We start from the raw sequence: 20,069 nt of genomic DNA on the forward strand, positions 1-20,069 counted from the left end.
CCGCGATGTTTAACAAAATTCTGGTGGTGTGTGTGGGGAACATTTGCCGTTCCCCCACGGCTGAAAGGCTGTTGAAAAATTACCAGCCTGCGTTAACGGTCGACTCCGCAGGGCTGGGCGCGCTGGTCGGAAAAGGTGCCGACGAACGTGCCGCAAGCGTCGCCCTTGAGCATAACCTCTCACTCGACGGGCACGTTGCCCGTCAGGTCTCTGGCCGAATGTGCCGGGAATATGACCTGATCCTCGCGATGGAAAAACGCCACATTCACGCGCTGTGCGATATCGCACCGGAGATGCGCGGCAAGGTGATGCTGTTTGGTCACTGGGATGGTGAGCGAGAAATTCCCGATCCGTATCGCAAGAGCCGCGAGGCCTTTGAGGCGGTATACACCTTACTAGACCAGTCTGCCCGCCAGTGGGCGCAGGCACTGAAAGCTCAGCAGGGATAACAATGACAGAAAAAACAAGACCTTCTGCCGCCCCGACGTCGGGCAGTGATGAAATCGATATCGGTCGCCTGGTCGGGACCGTTATTGAAGCGAAATGGTGGGTGCTGGGTATAACCGCCATCTTTGCCGTGGCGGCGATCGTTTATACGCTGTTCGCGACGCCTATTTACAGCGCCGACGCGCTGGTGCAGATCGAACAAAATACCGGAAACTCGCTGGTTCAGGATATCGGCTCTGCGCTGGCCAACAAGCCGCCGGCATCGGAGGCTGAAATTCAGCTGATCCAGTCGCGCCTGGTATTGGGCAAAACGGTTCACGATCTGGGGCTGGATATCGCGGTCACCAAAAACACCTTCCCGGTGTTTGGCGCAGGCTGGGATCGCCTGATGGGGCGCAGTAACGATACGGTAAAAGTGACCGACTTCGTGATTCCAAAAGGGGCAGGGGACCAAACCTTTACCCTGACCGTGCTGGGACCAAAACAGTATCAGCTGACCAGCGACGCAGGCTTCAGCGCGCGCGGCGAAGTGGGGCAGATGCTGACCAAAGAGGGCGTGAGCATCAGGGTTGGTGCCATTCAAGCGCACGAGGGCGGTGAGTTTACGGTCACCAAATTCTCGACGCTCGGAATGATCAACAATCTGCAAAACAACCTGACCGTCACCGAAAACGGCAAGGACACCGGCGTCCTGAGCATGACCTTCACCGGTGAAGACAAGGATCAAATCCGCGACATCCTGAACAGCATCACCCGTAACTACCTTGAGCAGAACGTTGAGCGCAAGTCAGCGGAAGCCGCTAAAAGCCTCGCGTTCCTCAGTAAACAGCTGCCGGAGGTGCGCGCCCGTCTGGATGACGCCGAGAACAAGCTGAACGCATACCGTCAGGATAAAGACTCCGTCGACCTGCCGCTGGAGGCGAAATCGGTTCTCGACTCCATGGTCAATATTGATGCGCAGCTAAACGAGCTGACCTTTAAAGAGGCGGAAATTTCCAAGCTCTATACCAAACGTCACCCGGCGTACCGCACGCTGCTCGAGAAACGTCGTACCCTGGAAGAAGAGAAGGCGAAGCTGAATGACCGCGTGACCGCGATGCCGAAGACGCAGCAGGAAATCGTACGCCTGACGCGTGATGTGGAATCCGGCCAGCAGGTTTACATGCAACTGCTGAACAAGCAGCAGGAGCTGAAAATCACCGAAGCCAGCACCGTGGGCGACGTGCGTATCGTTGACCCGGCGATTACCCAGCCGGGCGTGCTGAAGCCGAAGAAAGCGCTGATTATCCTCGGCAGCATTATTCTCGGCCTGATGCTCTCTATCGTCGGCGTGCTGCTGCGCTCGCTGTTCAACCGCGGTATCGAAAGCCCGCAGGTGCTGGAAGAGAACGGGATCAGCGTGTACGCCAGCATCCCGCTTTCGGAGTGGCAGAAGTCCCGTGACAGCGTCAAAACTGTTAAGGGCGTCAAGCGTTACAAACAGAGCCAGCTGCTGGCCGTGGGTAACCCGACCGACCTGGCGATTGAAGCGGTGCGTAGCCTGCGTACCAGCCTCCACTTCGCCATGATGCAGGCCAAAAACAACGTCCTGATGATGACCGGTGTCAGCCCGTCAATTGGTAAGACCTTCGTCTGTGCCAACCTGGCGGCGGTGGTGAGCCAGACCAACAAGCGCGTGCTGCTGATCGACTGCGACATGCGTAAGGGCTACACCCATGAGCTGCTGGGTACCAACAACGTTAACGGCCTGTCGGAAATCCTGCTGGGTAAAGGGGAGATCAGCGAGAGCGCCAAGCCGACCTCGATTCCGAAATTTGACCTGATCCCGCGTGGCCAGGTACCGCCGAACCCGTCTGAACTGCTGATGAGCGAGCGCTTCACGCAGCTGATCGAGTGGGCAAGCAAAAACTATGACCTGGTGCTGATCGATACCCCACCAATTCTGGCGGTCACCGACGCCGCCGTGGTAGGGCGTCATGCGGGCACCACGCTGATGGTTGCACGCTATGCGGTGAACACCCTGAAGGAAGTGGAAACCAGCCTGAGCCGCTTTGAGCAGAACGGTATTGAGGTGAAAGGGGTCATTCTGAACTCCATCTTCCGCCGTGCGACGGGTTATCAGGATTACGGCTACTACGAGTACGAATACAAGTCTGACTCTAAATAACAAAACACACCCCACACCCCTCACCCTAACCCTCTCCCCTGAGGGGAGAGGGGACTGCCTGGTGCGGTCTTTCACCCTCTCCCCTCCGGGGAGAGGGCCGGGGTGAGGGGCAGGAGGAATACATGAGCACACAACGCCCTTTGATTTCTATCTATATGCCGACATGGAATCGTCAGCAGCTGGCGATCCGCGCGATTAAATCGGTCCTGCGTCAGGATTACGATAACTGGGAACTGATTATCGTGGATGACTGTTCCTCCTCTTACGAACAGCTGCAAAAGTTTGTCGAAGACCTGAACGACCCGCGCGTGGTGTACACGCACAACGCCATCAACTCCGGGGCGTGCGCGGTGCGCAATCAGGCGATTATGCAGGCGAAAGGGCAGTATCTGACCGGTATCGACGATGATGACGAATGGACGCCAAACCGTCTGTCGATCTTCCTGTCGCACAAAGCGCAGCTGGTGACCCACGCGTTTCTGTATGCCAACGACTATGTCTGTCAGGGCGAGGTCTATTCGCAGCCGGCCAGCCTGCCGCTGTATCCGAAATCACCGTATTCCCGCCGCCTGTTCTACAAGCGCAACATCATTGGCAATCAGGTATTTACCTGGGCCTGGCGCTTTAAGGAGTGTCTGTTCGATACCGAGCTGAAGGCCGCACAGGATTACGACATTTTCCTGCGGATGGTGGTGGAGTACGGCGAGCCGTGGAAGGTGGAAGAGGCCACGCAGATCCTGCACATCAACCACGGGGAGATGCAGATCACCTCGTCACCGAAAAAATTCTCGGGCTACTTCCATTTTTACCGCAAGCACAAGGACAAGTTTGACCGTGCCAGCCGGAAGTATCAGCTCTTCACCCTGTATCAGATCCGTAACAAGCGCATGAACTGGCGCACGCTGCTGACGCTGCTGTCGGTGCGTAACGGCAAGCGTCTGGCTGACGGGCTTCGGGGGAAATAATGTTTCTGGAAGATTGCCGCGCTAACAGCTGGAGCCTGCGCCCGTGCTGCATGGTTCTGGCCTACCGTATTGCGCACTTTTGCTCGGTGTGGCGCAAAAAAAATGTGCTGAACAATATCTGGGCCGCGCCGGTGCTGGTGCTGTACCGCATCATCACCGAATGCTTTTTTGGCTATGAAATTCAGGCCGCTGCCACCATTGGCCGCCGCTTTACCATTCATCACGGCTATGCGGTCGTCATCAACAAGTTCGTCGTCGCGGGTGATGATTTCACCATTCGCCACGGGGTGACAATCGGCAACCGTGGGCCAGACAGCCTGGCCTGCCCGGTGATTGGCAATAACGTCGAGTTGGGCGCCAACGTGGTGATGATCGGGGAGATTACCGTGGGCAATAACGTGACGGTTGGCGCAGGCAGCGTGGTGCTGGACAGCATTCCGGACAATGCGCTGGTGGTGGGCGAGAAAGCCCGCGTGAAGGTGATTAAATGAACATTCTGCAATTTAACGTACGCCTCGCAGAGGGCGGGGCGGCAGGCGTAGCGCTGGATCTGCACCAGCGCGCGCTGCAAAAAGGATTACAGTCGCGCTTTGTTTACGGTTACGGCAAGGGCGGCAAGAAAAGCGTCAGCCATGATAACTATCCGCAGGTGCTGAAGCAGACGCCACGTCTGACCTCCATCGCCAATATTGCGCTGTTCCGCCTGTTTAACCGCGACCTGTTCGGCAACCTGAATAATCTCTACCGCACCGTCACCCGCACCCGCGGGCCGGTTGTGCTGCACTTCCACGTGCTACACAGCTACTGGCTGAATCTGGAAGAGGTGGTAGCGTTTTGTGGCAAAGTGAAGGCGCACAAGCCGGACACCCGTTTCGTCTGGACGCTACACGACCACTGGAGCGTGACCGGACGCTGCGCCTTTACCGACGGCTGCGAAGGCTGGAAAGATAACTGCCAGAAATGCCCTACGCTCAGCAACTATCCGCCGGTGAAGGTCGATCGCGCGCATCAGCTGGTTGAGGGCAAGCGTCAGCTGTTCCGCGACATGCTCTCGCTCGGCTGCACCTTTATCTCTCCAAGCCAGCACGTGGCAGATGCTTTTAATAGCCTGTACGGAGCAGGGCGCTGCCAGATTATCAACAACGGTATTGATGTGGCGACGGAAGAGATCCTGGCCGAACTGACGCCCGTAGCCATTACCACCGGCAAGCCGAAAATTGCGGTCGTCGCCCATGACCTGCGCTACGACGGCAAAACCAACCAACAGCTGGTGCGCGACATGATGGCGCTCGGCGACAAAATTGAACTGCATACCTTCGGCAAATTCTCGCCGTTCGAAGGCGCTAACGTGGTGAATCACGGGTTTGAAACCGACAAGCGCAAACTGATGAGCGCGCTCAACGGTATGGACGCGCTGGTGTTCAGCTCCCGCGTGGACAACTACCCGCTGATCCTGTGCGAAGCGCTCTCCATTGGCGTGCCGGTCATTGCCACCCACAGCGACGCGGCGCGCGAAGTGCTGGAGAAATCGGGCGGTAAAACCTTCAGTGAGAACGAGGTGCTGCCGCTGGTGCAGCTGTCGAAGGCCGATATCGCGCAGGCTGTTTTTGGCACGGACCTGGAATCGTTCCGCAACCGCAGCCGCAAAGCGTACAGTGGACAACAGATGCTGGAGGAGTATGTCTCGTTCTATCAGAATCTGTAGTTATCTGCTGCTGCCGCTGATCTACCTGCTGGTCAACGTCAAGATTGCCCAGCTCGGTGAAAGCTTCCCAATCACCATCGTCACCTTCCTGCCGGTTCTGCTGTTGCTATACGTTGATAAGCTTAACCTCAAAAAGCTGATGATTGCGCTGGGGATCGGGTTTGGTCTGACGGCGTTTAACTACATCTTTGGTCAGTCGCTGGACGCCAGCAAATATGTCACCTCCACCATGCTGTTTGTTTATATCGTAATCATTATTGGCATGGTGTGGAGTATTCGTTTTAAAACTATCTCTCCGCACAATTATAGGAAAATCCTCAGGTTCTTTTATATTGTCGTCGGGCTGATTGTTATGCTTGCGGCATTGGAGATGGCGCAAATTATTCTCACAGGCGGCAGTAGCCTGATGGAAATAATTTCGAAATATCTTATATACAGTAACAGCTATGTACTGAACTTCATTAAGTTTGGTGGCAAGCGTACCACTGCGCTCTATTTTGAACCGGCGTTTTTTGCTCTGGCATTAATCTCAATTTGGCTCAGCATCAAACAGTTCGGTATCAAAACCCCCAAGACCGATGCTATGATTCTTGCAGGAATCGTTCTGTCAGGGTCGTTCTCAGGGGTAATGACTTTTATTCTGTTTTACCTGTTGGAGTGGGCGTTCCAGTACCTGAACAAAGAGGCGATTAAGAAAAAACTGCCGCTGGCGATCATTTCTCTGACGGTATTTTTAGTGGGCGTAATATTCGCCTTCCCGTACATTTCTGAACGTCTGGGTGATTTGGGAACGGAAGGTTCGTCGTCCTATTATCGCATCATTGGTCCACTGGTGATGGTGGGTTATTCCTTAACCCATATTGATGGCGTAGTAAGATTCGGCTCACTTTACGAATATGTTGCATCATTCGGAATCTTTAACGGTGCGGATGTCGGTAAAACCATAGACAATGGTCTGTATCTGTTAATTATCTATTTTTCCTGGTTCGCCGTACTGTTGACACTGTGGTATCTGTTTAAAGTTTTCAAAATGATGATTAACGCGTTTGGTGATAACCAGAACTTTCGCGTGCAACTTTATCTGTTCACACCGGTGTCGTTGTTTTTTACCGGGTCAATATTTAGCCCGGAATATGCATTCTTAATTGTATGTCCGTTTATTTTGCGCAAAGCGTTGAATATTACGAGCGTATGACGAAATGAGGTGATTTATGTTTCTTAGCGTCATTACTGTCGCCTTTCGTAACCACGAAGGGGTGGTAAAAACCTGGCGCTCGCTGCGCAACCTGGCGCGCGATCCGAGCCTCACCTTTGAGTGGATCGTGGTCGATGGCGGCTCGAACGACGGCACGGCGGAGTTCCTGGAAAAACTTAACGGTGAGTTCAACTTACGTTACATCAGCGAGAAAGATAAAGGCATTTATGATGCCATGAATAAAGGCATCAACATGGCGCAGGGGCGCTACGCCATCTTCCTCAATTCCGGCGACGTGTTCCATGAAGATGTGGCGCTGTTTGCACGCCAGCTGGCGCGCCAGAAAGAAGATGCCATGTTTATCGGTGATGCGCTGCTTGATTTCGGCGAGGGGAAAAAAGTGCTGCGCGGCGCGAAACCAGGCTGGTATATCTACCACAGCCTGCCGGCAAGCCATCAGGCTATTTTCTTCCCGATGAGTGGCCTGAAAAAGCAGCCTTACGATTTGCAATATAAAGTGTCATCAGATTATGCCCTGGCCGCCAGCCTGTACAAATCTGGCTACCCGTTCCGTCGAATTAAAGGACTGGTATCCGAATTTTCAATGGGCGGCGTGTCAACCTCGAATAATCTGGAATTGTGCCAGGATGCCAAAAACGTGCAGCGTAAAATATTACGCGTACCGGGGTTCTGGGCGGAATTATCTTATTTCTTACGTCTGAAAACGACGGGTAAAGCGAAAGCCTTATATAACAAAGCCTGAGATATAAGGAAACGTAATGCAGGAATTAAATGGATTCTCCGTGCCGAAAGGTTTTCGGGGCGGGAGCGGTATTAAAGTTCAACTGTGGTGGGCTGTACAGGCAACGTTATTTGCCTGGTCGCCGCAAATACTGTACCGCTGGCGCGCATTTTTACTGCGTCTGTTTGGCGCAAAAATAGGAAAAAACGTAGTCATTCGTCCTTCGGTGAAAATTACTTACCCCTGGAAATTAACGCTTGGGGATTACGCCTGGGTTGGGGATGATGCGGTGTTATATACCCTTGGCGAGATTACGATTGGCGCAAATTCGGTGGTTTCACAGAAGTGTTATTTGTGCGCCGGCAGCCACGATTTTATGAGCCCGCATTTTGATATTACCGCTTCGCCTGTTGTGATCGGTGAAAAATGCTGGCTGGCAACAGACGTCTTTGTTGCACCCGGTGTTTCTGTTGGCGATGGCACGGTAGTCGGTGCCCGCAGCAGCGTTTTTAAATCGCTACCGGCAAATAAAATTTGCCGTGGCAACCCCGCAGTGGTGATACGCGAACGCGTTGAAACTGATTAAATTCATAAGTAGAGGAATATAAACATGTCTAAAGTCGCTCTCATCACCGGCGTTACCGGGCAGGATGGTTCTTACCTGGCAGAGTTACTGCTGGAAAAAGGGTATGAAGTACACGGTATTAAACGTCGTGCGTCTTCATTTAACACCGAACGTGTCGATCATATTTATCAGGATCCTCACGCGGCGAACCCGAAATTCCACCTGCACTACGGCGACCTGACCGATACCTCCAACCTGACCCGCATCCTGCAGGAAGTACAGCCGGATGAAGTCTACAACCTGGGCGCGATGAGCCACGTTGCGGTCTCCTTCGAATCCCCGGAATACACCGCTGACGTGGACGCCATGGGTACGCTGCGTCTGCTGGAAGCGATTCGCTTCCTGGGTCTTGAGAAGAAAACCCGTTTCTATCAGGCATCTACCTCTGAGCTGTATGGTCTGGTGCAGGAAATTCCGCAGAAAGAGACTACGCCGTTCTACCCACGTTCTCCGTACGCGGTAGCGAAACTGTACGCTTACTGGATCACTGTGAACTACCGTGAATCCTACGGCATGTACGCCTGTAACGGCATTCTGTTCAACCACGAATCCCCACGTCGTGGCGAAACCTTCGTGACCCGTAAAATCACCCGCGCTATCGCCAACATCGCTCAGGGCCTGGAGTCTTGCCTGCACCTCGGCAACATGGACTCCCTGCGTGACTGGGGCCATGCGAAAGACTACGTGAAAATGCAGTGGATGATGCTGCAGCAGGAACAGCCAGAAGACTTCGTGATCGCGACCGGCGTGCAGTACTCCGTACGTCAGTTCGTTGAGATGGCTGCGGCACAGCTGGGCATCAAGCTGCGCTTCGAAGGCACCGGCGTGGAAGAGAAGGGTATCGTTGTTTCCGTGACCGGCCACGACGCACCGGGCGTGAAGCCAGGCGACGTGATTGTTCAGGTGGATCCGCGTTACTTCCGTCCTGCTGAAGTGGAAACCCTGCTGGGCGACCCAACCAAAGCGCACGAGAAGCTGGGCTGGAAACCAGAAACCACCCTGCAAGAAATGGTATCCGAGATGGTGGCCAAAGATCTTGAAGCAGCGAAAAAACACTCCCTGCTCAAGTCCCATGGCTACGAGGTTGCCATCGCGCTGGAGTCCTGAGAATGACAAAACAACGTATTTTTGTCGCCGGTCATCGCGGAATGGTGGGTTCCGCGATTGTCCGCCAGCTTGAACAGCGCGGCGACGTTGAGGTGATTGTTCGCACCCGCGACGAGCTGAACTTGCTTGACAGCAAAGCGGTGCAGGACTTCTTCGCCAGCGAACGTATCGACCAGGTGTATCTGGCGGCGGCGAAGGTGGGCGGCATTGTCGCTAACAACACCTACCCGGCGGATTTCATCTACGAGAACATGATGATTGAGAGCAACATCATTCACGCGGCGCATCTGCACAACGTGAACAAGCTGCTGTTCCTCGGTTCATCCTGTATCTACCCAAAAATGGCGAAACAGCCGATCGCCGAGAGCGAACTGTTGCAGGGCACGCTGGAAGCCACCAACGAGCCGTACGCGATTGCCAAAATTGCCGGGATCAAGCTGTGTGAATCCTACAACCGTCAGTATAACCGCGACTATCGCTCGGTGATGCCGACCAACCTCTACGGACCGCACGACAACTTCCACCCGAGCAATTCGCACGTGATCCCGGCGCTGCTGCGTCGTTTCCACGAGGCGACTGCCGAAAACGCCCCGGACGTGGTGGTGTGGGGCAGCGGTACGCCAATGCGCGAGTTCCTGCACGTGGACGATATGGCGGCTGCCAGCATTCACGTCATGGAGCTGGATCGCGAGGTGTGGCAGGAAAACACCGAGCCGATGCTGTCGCACATTAACGTCGGGACCGGCGTGGACTGCACCATTCGCGAGCTGGCGCAGACCATCGCGCAGGTGGTGGGCTACAAAGGACGCGTGGTGTTTGATGCCACCAAACCGGACGGCACGCCGCGCAAGCTGCTGGACGTGACCCGTCTGCATCAGCTGGGCTGGTATCACGAGGTCTCACTGGAGCAGGGGCTGGCCAGCACCTACCAGTGGTTCCTGGAAAACCAGCACCGCTTCCGGGGGTAATGATGTTTTTAAGTCAGGAAGATTTTGCCACGGTGGTGCGTTCCACTCCGCTCATCTCAATTGATTTGATCGTGGAGAACGAACGCGGCGAGTTCTTGCTGGGGAAACGAACCAATCGTCCTGCACAGGGCTTCTGGTTCGTGCCCGGCGGGCGCGTGCAGAAGGATGAGACGCTAAGCGATGCGTTTGAGCGTCTCACTCTGGCGGAACTGGGCCTGCAACTGCCGATGGCAGCGGGCCAGTTTTACGGGGTCTGGCAGCACTTCTATGACGATAACTTTTCGGGCACCGGGTTCACCACGCACTACGTCGTGCTGGGGTTCCGCCTGAAGGTGAGTGAGGCAGACCTGCGTCTGCCTGATTCTCAGCATGACGATTACCGCTGGTTAACGCCAGAGGCGCTGCTGGCAAGCGACAATGTCCATGACAACAGTCGGGCGTACTTCCTTGCGGAACGTCAGGCCGAGGTGCCAGGCCTATGAAAATCCTCGTCTACGGAATTAACTACTCGCCGGAGCTTACCGGTATCGGGAAATACACCGGCGAGATGGTCGAGTGGATGGCGAGCCAGGGACATGACGTGCGGGTGATTACCGCCCCGCCGTATTACCCGGAGTGGAAGGTAGGCGAACGCTATTCCAGCTGGCGCTACCGCCGCGAAGAGGGGGCTGCGACCGTCTGGCGCTGCCCGCTCTACGTGCCGAAACAGCCCTCGACGCTGAAACGTTTAATTCATCTGGGCAGCTTTGCCCTGAGCAGTTTCTTCCCGCTGATGGCGCAACGTCGCTGGAAGCCGGATCGCATCATCGGCGTGGTGCCGACCCTGTTCTGCACGCCAGGCATGCGCCTGCTGGGCAAACTCTCCGGCGCGCGCACCCTGCTGCACATTCAGGATTATGAAGTGGACGCCATGCTCGGACTGGGGATGGCCGGGAAAGGCAAGGGCGGCAAGGTGGCGAAGCTCGCCAGCGCCTTTGAGCGCAGCGGCCTGCACAACGTGGATTACGTCTCGACCATCTCGCGCTCGATGATGAACAAGGCGCAGGAGAAGGGTGTCCCGGCGGAGAAGGTGATCTTCTTTCCGAACTGGTCCGAAGTGGCGCGTTTCCGCGATGTGACAGACCAGGATGCGCAGGCGTTACGCGCGCAGCTCGGTTTGCCTGAAGATCAAAAAATCATTCTTTACTCAGGCAACATCGGCGAAAAACAGGGGCTGGAGAGCGTGATTGACGCCGCGCTTCAGCTGAGCGAACACCCGTGGATGTTCGTGATAGTCGGGCAGGGCGGGGGTAAAGCGCGGCTGGAAAAAATGGCCAGCGAGCGCGGACTGACCAACATCCGCTTCTTCCCGCTTCAGTCTTATGACGCGCTGCCCGCGCTGCTGAAAATGGCAGATTGCCATCTGGTGGTGCAAAAACGCGGCGCGGCGGATGCGGTGCTGCCGTCCAAGCTGACCAACATTCTGGCAGTGGGCGGAAATGCGGTGATTACGGCAGAAGCCGCAACAGAATTAGGCCAGCTGTGCAACAGCTACCCGGGCATTGCCGTTTGCGTAGAGCCAGAATCGGTTCCTGCGCTGGTGACCGGAATTGAGCAGGCACTCGCCATGCCAAAAGAGAACACGGTGGCACGTGAATATGCCGAACGCACGCTCGAGAAAGAGAACGTGCTGAGCCAATTTATTGCAGATATACGGGGATAAATCATGAGTCAAACCACTTTGTATCCGGTCGTAATGGCGGGTGGATCCGGGAGCCGGTTGTGGCCACTGTCCCGCGTGCTTTATCCAAAACAATTTCTGTGTCTGAAGGGCGACCTCACCATGCTGCAAACGACGGTTAACCGTCTGCACGGCGTGGAGTGTGAAAGCCCGGTGGTGATCTGTAACGAGCAGCACCGCTTTATCGTTGCCGAGCAGCTGCGCCAGCTGAATAAACTGACCGAAAATATCATTCTGGAGCCTGCCGGACGCAACACCGCGCCTGCTATTGCTCTTGCGGCGCTGGCGGCAAAACGCAGCAGCCCGGACTGCGACCCGCTGATGCTGGTGCTGGCGGCTGACCACGTTATTCAGCAGGAAGACGCCTTCCGCGACGCGGTTCGCGCGGCGATTCCTTACGCTGAGAACGGCAAGCTCGTGACCTTCGGCATCGTGCCGGATCTCCCGGAAACCGGCTATGGCTACATTCGCCGCGGCAGCGTTACGCCTGGTGAAGGCGACAGCGTGGCCTTTGACGTGGCGCAGTTTGTCGAAAAACCGAATCTGGAAACCGCCCAGGCCTACGTGGCCAGCGGTGAATACTACTGGAACAGCGGTATGTTCCTGTTCCGCGCCGGTCGCTACCTGGAAGAGCTGGAAAAATATCGCCCGGATATCTTAAATGCCTGCGAAAAAGCGATGGCGGTGGTGGATCCGGATCTTGATTTTATCCGCGTGGACGAAGAAGCCTTCCTCGCCTGTCCGGAAGAATCCATTGACTATGCGGTGATGGAACGTACGGCAGATGCGGTAGTGGTGCCGATGGATGCGGGCTGGAGCGACGTTGGCTCCTGGTCGTCACTGTGGGAGATTAGCGCCCATACCCCGGAGGGTAACGTCCATCACGGTGATGTGATCAGCCACAAAACGGAAAACAGCTACGTCTACGCCGAATCTGGCCTTGTCACCACGGTAGGGGTGAAAGATCTGGTGGTCGTGCAGACCAAAGACGCGGTGCTGATTGCCGACCGTAATGCCGTGCAGGACGTTAAAAAAGTGGTGGAGAAGATCAAGGCCGATGGCCGCCACGAACACCATATTCACCGCGAAGTCTACCGCCCGTGGGGCAAATATGACTCCATTGACGCCGGCGAGCGTTACCAGGTGAAACGCATCACCGTGAAGCCGGGTGAAGGGCTGTCGGTGCAGATGCACCATCACCGCGCCGAACACTGGGTAGTGGTGGCGGGAACCGCCAAAGTGACCATCAACGGTGAAGTGAAGCTGCTGGGTGAAAACGAATCCATTTATATTCCGCTGGGTGCCACGCACTGCCTGGAAAACCCGGGGAAAATTCCACTCGACTTAATTGAGGTGCGTTCCGGTTCGTATCTGGAAGAGGACGATATCGTGCGCTTCCAGGACCGCTACGGGCGGGTGTAGCGCCGTCTTAACGCCGGATGGCGCTTCGCTTATCCGGCCTACGAATGAATAAAAAACAATTAAGCCTGTTAACGGGCGGGCCAACTGTTGCCTGAAAAAGGGGTCATCATGGAAAAATTAACCTGTTTTAAAGCCTACGATATTCGCGGCAAGCTGGGCGAAGAGCTGAACGAAGATATTGCGTGGCGCATCGGCCGCGCGTACGGCGAATACCTGAAACCACAAACTATCGTACTGGGCGGCGACGTGCGTCTCACCAGCGAATCCCTGAAGCTGGCGCTGGCGAAAGGGCTACAGGACGCGGGCGTCGACGTGCTGGACATTGGCCTTTCCGGTACCGAAGAGATCTATTTTGCCACCTTCCACCTGGGCGTGGACGGCGGTATCGAAGTGACGGCCAGCCATAACCCGATGGACTACAACGGCATGAAGCTGGTGCGCAAGGGCGCGCGTCCTATCAGCGGCGACACCGGTCTGCGCGACGTGCAGCGTCTGGCCGAGGCCAACGACTTCCCGCCGGTGAACGAAGCGAAGCGCGGCAGCTATAAGCAGATCAACCTGCAAAAAGAGTACATCGACCACCTGCTGGGCTACATCAACGTGGCGAACCTCAAACCGCTGAAGCTGGTGATTAACTCCGGCAACGGCGCGGCAGGCCCGGTTGTCGATGCACTTGAAGCCCGCTTTAAGGCGCTGAACGTGCCGGTGACCTTCGTCAAAGTGCACAACACGCCAGACGGCAACTTCCCGAACGGTATTCCTAACCCGCTGCTGCCGGAGTGCCGCGACGACACTCGCAACGCGGTGATTGAGCACGGCGCCGATATGGGTATCGCCTTTGACGGCGATTTCGACCGCTGCTTCCTGTTCGACGAGAAAGGGCAGTTTATCGAAGGCTATTACATTGTCGGTCTGCTGGCGGAAGCGTTCCTTGAGAAAAACCCGGGGGCGAAGATCATTCATGATCCGCGCCTCTCCTGGAACACCGTCGACGTGGTGAAGGCCGCGGGCGGCGAGCCGGTGATGTCTAAAACCGGCCACGCGTTTATCAAAGAGCGTATGCGCGAGGAAGACGCCATCTACGGCGGCGAGATGAGCGCCCACCACTATTTCCGTGATTTTGCCTACTGCGACAGCGGGATGATCCCGTGGCTGCTGGTGACTGAGCTGCTGTGCCTGAAAGGGCAGAGCCTGGGCGAACTGGTGCGCGACCGCATGGCGGCCTTCCCGGCGAGCGGGGAGATCAACAGCAAACTGGCACAACCAGCCGAGGCCATCGCCCGCGTCGAACAGCACTTTGCCATTCATGCGCTGGAGATTGACCGTACCGACGGTATCAGCATGGCGTTCCCGCAGTGGCGCTTCAACCTGCGCTCTTCCAACACTGAGCCGGTGGTGCGCCTGAACGTTGAGTCCCGCGCCGATACCGTGCTGATGGAAGCCCGAACGAAGGACATTCTGGCGCTGTTGAATCAGTAAAAAGAAAACCTTACCCCTCACCCTAACCCTCTCCCCAAAGGGGAGAGGGAACTTGAACACCCTCTCCCCTTTGGGGAGAGGGCCGGGGTGAGGGGCGAGGGGAAAGGTTTAGAACTAAAGGAACAACGATGACAAATCTAAAAAAGCGCGAGCGAGCGAGAACGAATGCATCGTTAATCTCTATGGTGCAGCGTTTTTCTGATATCACCATCATGGTCGGCGGACTGTGGGCGGTGTGTTGGGTCAGCGGGCAGCCGTTCTTATACATGCACTTGCTGATGGCGTTGATTGCGCTGGTGGTGTTTCAGATGATCGGCGGCATGACCGATTTCTATCGTTCATGGCGTGGCGTCAAAATGACCACCGAACTGATGCTGCTGCTCCAGAACTGGACCTTAAGCCTGATTTTCAGCGCAGGCCTGGTGGCGTTCAGCCATGATTTTGATAATCGGCTTGTGACCTATCTCTGCTGGTATCTGTTAACCAGCGTTGGCATGGTGGTCTGCCGCTCGCTGATCCGCTTTGGCGCGGGCTGGCTGCGCAACCGTGGGTATAACCGTCGCTTTGTTGCCGTGGCGGGCGACCTGCCGGTGGGACAGGTGTTGCTCGACAGCTTCCGCAAAGAGCCGTGGTTAGGTTTTGAAGTGGTCGGGGTTTATCACGACGCGAAGCCCGGCGGCGTACCATCTGACTGGGCGGGCAGCTACGAACAGCTGATAGAAGACGCGAAAGCCGGCAAAATTCACAACGTCTACATCGCCATGCAGATGAAAGATGAATCCCGCATCAAGACACTGATGCGCGAGCTGGCCGATACCACCTGCTCGGTGATCCTCATCCCTGACGTGTTTACCTTCAATATTCTCCACTCCCGTATTGAAGAGGTTAACGGGGTACCGGTTGTTCCGTTGTACGACACGCCGCTGTCGGGGATTAACCGCGTGCTGAAGCGCGTGGAGGATATCGTACTTTCGTCCCTGATCCTGCTGCTCATCTCCCCGGTGCTGTGCTGCATTGCGCTGGCGGTGAAGCTCAGCTCGCCGGGGCCGATCATCTTCCGTCAGACCCGCTACGGCATGGACGGTAAGCCGATCATGGTGTGGAAATTCCGCTCCATGAAGGTGATGGAGAACGACAAGGTGGTGACCCAGGCGACGCAGAACGATCCGCGCGTCACCCGCGTGGGTAACTTCCTGCGCCGTACCTCGCTCGATGAGCTGCCGCAGTTCATCAACGTGTTCACCGGCGGGATGTCCATCGTCGGGCCTCGTCCTCACGCCGTGGCCCATAACGAGCAGTACCGTACCCTGATCGAAGGCTACATGCTGCGCCATAAGGTGAAGCCAGGCATCACCGGCTGGGCGCAGATCAACGGCTGGCGCGGCGAGACCGACACGCTGGAAAAAATGGAAAAACGCATCGAGTTCGATCTGGAGTACATCCGCGAGTGGAGCCTCTGGTTCGATATCAAGATTGTTTTTCTGACCATTTTCAAAGGCTTCGTGAACAAAGCGGCGTACTAAGATGAGCTTACGAGAAAAAACCATCAGCGGCGCAAAATGGTCAGCCATGGCCACCATCGTCATCATTGGCCTCGGCCTGGTGCAGATGACGGTGCTGGCGCGCATTATCGATAACCACCAGTTTGGTCTGCTGACCGTCTCGCTGGTGATTATCGCCCTGGCCGATACGCTGTCGGACTTTGGTATCGCCAACTCCATTATCCAGCGCAAAGAGATCAGCCATCTTGAGCTGACCACCCTCTACTGGCTGAACGTCGGGCTGGGTATCTTCGTCTTTGTGCTGGTGTTCCTGCTGAGCGATGTGATTGCTGGCGTGCTGCATAACCCGGACCTGGCGCCGCTGATGCGCACCCTGTCGTTTGCTTTCGTGGTGATCCCGCACGGGCAGCAGTTCCGCGCGCTGATGCAGAAAGAGCTGGAGTTCAACAAGATCGGCATGATTGAAACCAGCGCCGTGCTGGCGGGCTTTACCTTCACCGTTGTCAGCGCCCATTTCTGGCCGCTGGCGATGACCGCCATTCTCGGCTACCTCGTTAACTCTGCCGTGCGCACGCTGCTGTTTGGCTTCTTTGGCCGCAAGATTTATCGCCCGGGACTGCATTTTTCGCTGGCGTCTGTTTCATCCAACCTGCGCTTCGGCGCGTGGCTGACGGCAGACAGCATTATCAACTATGTGAATACTAACCTCTCTACGCTGGTGCTGGCGCGCATTCTGGGCGCGAGCGTCGCGGGCGGCTACAACCTGGCGTATAACGTCGCGGTTGTCCCGCCGATGAAGCTCAACCCAATCATTACCCGCGTGCTGTTCCCGGCGTTCGCCAAAATTCAGGACGATACCGAGAAGCTGCGCGTGAACTTTTACAAGCTGCTCTCCGTGGTGGGGATCATCAACTTCCCGGTACTGCTGGGGCTGATGGTGGTCGCCAGCAATTTCGTACCGCTGGTGTTTGGCGAGAAGTGGAACAGCATCATCCCGATCCTGCAACTGCTGTGCGTTGTGGGGCTGCTGCGCTCGGTGGGGAATCCAATTGGTTCTCTGCTGATGGCGAAGGCGCGCGTGGATATCAGCTTCAAGTTCAACGTGTTTAAAACCTTCCTGTTTATTCCGGCAATTATTGTGGGCGGGCACATGGCGGGCGCCATTGGCGTGACGCTCGGCTTCCTGCTGGTGCAGATCGTCAATACCGTGCTGAGCTACTTCGTGATGATCAAACCGGTGCTGGGCTCCAGCTACCGTCAGTACATTCTCAGCCTGTGGCTGCCGTTTTATCTCTCCTTACCGACTCTGGCGTTGAGCTACGGCCTGGGCGTGGTGCTCAACGGGCATCTGCCGCTGGCGGCGCTGCTTGCGGTGCAGGTCGCGGCAGGCGCGCTGGCATTCGGCGTGATGATTGTGCTGTCACGCAATGCGCTGGTGGTTGAGATAAAGCGCCAGTTTTGCCGTAACGAAAAAATGAAAACGCTGCTTCGCGCAGGCTAATTTTACGAGGCCATTATGAAATTACTTATTCTTGGCAACCATACCTGCGGCAACCGTGGCGACAGCGCCATCCTGCGCGGTTTATTGGATGCAATTAACACCCTTAAGCCTGAGACAGAAGTGGATGTGATGAGCCGTTATCCGGTCAGCTCATCCTGGTTACTGAACCGCCCGGTGATGGGCGACCCGCTCTACAGCCAGATGAAACAGCACAACAACGCTGCGGGCGTGATGGGGCGCGTGAAGAAAGTGCTGCGTCGCCGCTACCAGCATCAGGTGCTGCTTTCTCGCGTAACCGACACCGGCAAGCTGCGCAACATCGCCATCGCGCAGGGCTTTACCGATTTCGTGCGTCTGCTGTCCGGCTATGACGCCATTATTCAGGTGGGCGGCTCGTTCTTCGTCGACCTGTACGGCGTGCCGCAGTTTGAGCATGCGCTCTGCACCTTTATGGCGAAAAAACCGCTGTTTATGATTGGCCACAGCGTCGGGCCGTTCCAGGATCCGCAGTTCAACCAGCTGGCGAACTATGTCTTCGGCCACTGTGACGCGCTGATCCTGCGCGAATCGGTCAGCCTCGACATGATGAAGCGCAGCGAAATCGACACCACCAAAGTGGAGCACGGCGTAGACACCGCCTGGCTGGTGGATCATCAGGATGACAGCTTCCAGGCCAGCTACGCGGTACAGCACTGGCTGGACGTGGCGGCAAAACAGAAAACCGTCGCCATTACCCTGCGTGAACTTGCGCCCTTCGATAAACGCCTCGGCACGACTCAGGCTGCGTATGAAAAAGCCTTTGCCGAGGTGGTGAACCGCGTGCTGGACAGCGGTTACCAGGTGCTGGCGCTTTCCACCTGTACCGGTATCGACAGCTACAACAAAGATGACCGCATGGTGGCGCTCAACCTGCGTAACCTGGTCAACGACCCATCCCGCTACCACGTGGTAATGGACGAACTGAACGACCTGGAGATGGGCAAGCTGCTCTCCGCCTGCGACCTGACCGTGGGCACGCGTCTGCACTCGGCCATTATCTCGATGAACTTCGGCACGCCAGCCATCGCTATCAACTACGAGCACAAGTCTGCAGGCATTATGCAGCAGCTCGGTATGCCGGAAATGGCCGTCGATATTCGTCATCTGCTGGACGGATCGCTGGGTGCGATGGTGGGCGACACGCTCGGCCAGCTGCCTGCGATCAACGAACGTCTGGCGGTGGCGGTGAAAGCCGAACGCGAAAAAGGTATTGGCATGGTGAAATCCGTCCTCGACCGCGTCCGGGAGGGGAAATGAAGGTTGGTTTCTTCTTACTGAAATTTCCGCTGTCGTCTGAAACCTTTGTGCTGAACCAAATCACCGCGTTTATCGATATGGGGTATGACGTGGAGATTATCGCCCTGCAAAAGGGCGATACGCAAAACACCCATGCGGCGTATACCCAGTATGGGCTGGAGGCGAAAACCCGCTGGTTGCAGGACGAACCCGCCGGACGGATGAACAAACTGCGCCATCGCGCTGGCCAGACGCTGCGCGGCCTTCATCGCGCCTCGACGTGGCGGGCGCTGAATATGTCGCGCTATGGGGCGGAGGCCCGCAACCTGATCTTATCCGCCATTTGCGGGCAAACGGCCCAGCCGTACCGGGCCGATGTCTTTATCGCTCACTTTGGCCCGGCTGGCGTCACGGCGGCAAAACTGCGTGAGCTGGGGGTGATTGACGGCAAAATCGCCACCATTTTCCACGGTATCGATATCTCCAGCCGTGAAGTGCTGAACCACTACACGCCGGAATATCAGCAGCTGTTTCGCCGTGGTGACATGATGCTGCCGATAAGCGACCTGTGGGCCGGGCGCCTGAAAACCATGGGGTGCCCGAGCGAGAAAATCACCGTTTCACGCATGGGCGTGGACATGGAACGCTTCACCCAGCGACCCGTCAAGGTGCCGGGCAAGCCGCTGCAAATTATCTCTGTTGCCCGCCTGACCGAAAAGAAAGGGCTGCACGTAGCCATCGAAGCCTGTCGCCAGCTGAAGGCGCGTGGAGTGGACTTCCACTACCGCATCCTGGGTATCGGGCCGTGGGAGCGTCGCCTGCGCACGCTGATTGAACAGTATCAGCTGGAAGACGTGGTGGAGATGCCGGGCTTCAAGCCGAGCCACGAAGTGAAAGCCATGCTCGATGAGGCGGATGTGTTCCTGCTGCCTTCCGTAACCGGTGCCGACGGCGATATGGAAGGCATTCCCGTGGCGCTGATGGAGGCGATGGCGGTCGGCATTCCGGTGGTCTCGACCCTGCACAGCGGCATCCCGGAGCTGATCACCTCTGAGCATTCCGGCTGGCTGGTCCCTGAAAACAATGCGCTGGCGCTGGCGGACCGTCTGGCCGCGTTCAGCGATATCGATCAGCAGACGCTGATCCCTGTGCTGCAAAATGCGCGGCAAAAAGTTGAAGCAGAATTCAATCAGCAGGTGATTAATCGCCAGTTAGCGAGCCTGCTGCAAACGCTGTAACGCTGAGGTTG

Annotated in this window: 18 protein-coding genes; all 18 read left to right on the top strand. The window is 56.4% G+C overall.

Annotated features, from left to right (window positions below; translation table 11 throughout):
* Positions 1-5: 5 nt before the first annotated feature.
* Positions 6-449 (top strand): low molecular weight protein-tyrosine-phosphatase Wzb, encoded by a 444-nt coding sequence (wzb, locus tag AC4OVS_RS07775; RefSeq protein ID WP_003862078.1) that lies wholly within the window; start codon positions 6-8, stop codon positions 447-449.
* 2 nt (positions 450-451) lie between these two features.
* Positions 452-2,614, top strand: coding sequence for a tyrosine-protein kinase Wzc (gene wzc, locus AC4OVS_RS07780; RefSeq protein WP_063147728.1), 2,163 nt, complete (start codon positions 452-454; stop codon positions 2,612-2,614).
* 122 nt (positions 2,615-2,736) lie between these two features.
* Positions 2,737-3,579, top strand: coding sequence for a colanic acid biosynthesis glycosyltransferase WcaA (gene wcaA / locus AC4OVS_RS07785; RefSeq protein ID WP_006811246.1), 843 nt, complete (start codon positions 2,737-2,739; stop codon positions 3,577-3,579).
* The gene (wcaB, locus tag AC4OVS_RS07790; RefSeq protein WP_023300548.1) at positions 3,579-4,070 is read left to right on the top strand and encodes a colanic acid biosynthesis acetyltransferase WcaB; all 492 of its coding nucleotides are present in this window, start codon (positions 3,579-3,581) and stop codon (positions 4,068-4,070) included. The genes wcaA and wcaB overlap by 1 nt, the downstream gene beginning before the upstream one ends.
* Positions 4,067-5,284 carry a colanic acid biosynthesis glycosyltransferase WcaC gene (gene wcaC, locus AC4OVS_RS07795; protein WP_023300547.1) on the top strand — a complete coding sequence of 406 codons (1,218 nt, stop codon included), beginning with the start codon at positions 4,067-4,069 and terminating at the stop codon, positions 5,282-5,284. The genes wcaB and wcaC overlap by 4 nt, the downstream gene beginning before the upstream one ends.
* Positions 5,259-6,479 (top strand): colanic acid polymerase WcaD, encoded by a 1,221-nt coding sequence (wcaD, locus tag AC4OVS_RS07800; RefSeq protein ID WP_022648637.1) that lies wholly within the window; start codon positions 5,259-5,261, stop codon positions 6,477-6,479. Before wcaC ends, wcaD begins: the two co-directional genes overlap by 26 nt.
* Before the next feature lie 16 nt (positions 6,480-6,495).
* Positions 6,496-7,242: a colanic acid biosynthesis glycosyltransferase WcaE gene (gene wcaE, locus AC4OVS_RS07805; protein ID WP_023300546.1), complete on the top strand. Its 747-nt coding sequence runs from the start codon at positions 6,496-6,498 to the stop codon at positions 7,240-7,242.
* A 16-nt stretch (positions 7,243-7,258) separates the two neighbouring features.
* Positions 7,259-7,807 (top strand): colanic acid biosynthesis acetyltransferase WcaF, encoded by a 549-nt coding sequence (wcaF, locus tag AC4OVS_RS07810; RefSeq protein ID WP_063841327.1) that lies wholly within the window; start codon positions 7,259-7,261, stop codon positions 7,805-7,807.
* 24 nt (positions 7,808-7,831) lie between these two features.
* On the top strand, positions 7,832-8,953 hold the full coding sequence (gene gmd, locus AC4OVS_RS07815) for a GDP-mannose 4,6-dehydratase (protein WP_003863514.1): 1,122 nt from the start codon (positions 7,832-7,834) through the stop codon (positions 8,951-8,953).
* 2 nt (positions 8,954-8,955) lie between these two features.
* Positions 8,956-9,921, top strand: coding sequence for a GDP-L-fucose synthase (fcl, locus tag AC4OVS_RS07820; protein WP_015572377.1), 966 nt, complete (start codon positions 8,956-8,958; stop codon positions 9,919-9,921).
* 2 nt (positions 9,922-9,923) lie between these two features.
* On the top strand, positions 9,924-10,403 hold the full coding sequence (locus AC4OVS_RS07825) for a GDP-mannose mannosyl hydrolase (protein WP_072201098.1): 480 nt from the start codon (positions 9,924-9,926) through the stop codon (positions 10,401-10,403).
* Positions 10,400-11,623, top strand: a complete 1,224-nt coding sequence (gene wcaI / locus AC4OVS_RS07830; RefSeq protein WP_022648633.1) for a colanic acid biosynthesis fucosyltransferase WcaI — start codon at positions 10,400-10,402, stop codon at positions 11,621-11,623. The genes AC4OVS_RS07825 and wcaI overlap by 4 nt, the downstream gene beginning before the upstream one ends.
* Positions 11,624-11,626: 3 nt before the next feature.
* The gene (gene cpsB, locus AC4OVS_RS07835) at positions 11,627-13,063 is read left to right on the top strand and encodes a mannose-1-phosphate guanyltransferase (protein WP_023300545.1); all 1,437 of its coding nucleotides are present in this window, start codon (positions 11,627-11,629) and stop codon (positions 13,061-13,063) included.
* Between the two features lie 108 nt (positions 13,064-13,171).
* Complete coding sequence (cpsG, locus tag AC4OVS_RS07840; protein ID WP_395029076.1) at positions 13,172-14,542, top strand: colanic acid biosynthesis phosphomannomutase CpsG; 1,371 nt, start codon at positions 13,172-13,174, stop codon at positions 14,540-14,542.
* A 128-nt stretch (positions 14,543-14,670) separates the two neighbouring features.
* The gene (gene wcaJ, locus AC4OVS_RS07845) at positions 14,671-16,065 is read left to right on the top strand and encodes an undecaprenyl-phosphate glucose phosphotransferase (protein ID WP_023300544.1); all 1,395 of its coding nucleotides are present in this window, start codon (positions 14,671-14,673) and stop codon (positions 16,063-16,065) included.
* Between the two features lies 1 nt (position 16,066).
* Positions 16,067-17,545 carry a colanic acid undecaprenyl disphosphate flippase WzxC gene (gene wzxC / locus AC4OVS_RS07850; protein WP_395029078.1) on the top strand — a complete coding sequence of 493 codons (1,479 nt, stop codon included), beginning with the start codon at positions 16,067-16,069 and terminating at the stop codon, positions 17,543-17,545.
* Between the two features lie 15 nt (positions 17,546-17,560).
* Positions 17,561-18,841: a colanic acid biosynthesis pyruvyl transferase WcaK gene (gene wcaK / locus AC4OVS_RS07855; RefSeq protein WP_022648628.1), complete on the top strand. Its 1,281-nt coding sequence runs from the start codon at positions 17,561-17,563 to the stop codon at positions 18,839-18,841.
* The gene (wcaL, locus tag AC4OVS_RS07860) at positions 18,838-20,058 is read left to right on the top strand and encodes a colanic acid biosynthesis glycosyltransferase WcaL (protein ID WP_032623954.1); all 1,221 of its coding nucleotides are present in this window, start codon (positions 18,838-18,840) and stop codon (positions 20,056-20,058) included. Before wcaK ends, wcaL begins: the two co-directional genes overlap by 4 nt.
* Positions 20,059-20,069 lie beyond the last annotated feature (11 nt).

The sequence above is a fragment of the Enterobacter sp. 4974935 genome, assembly GCF_058661735.1.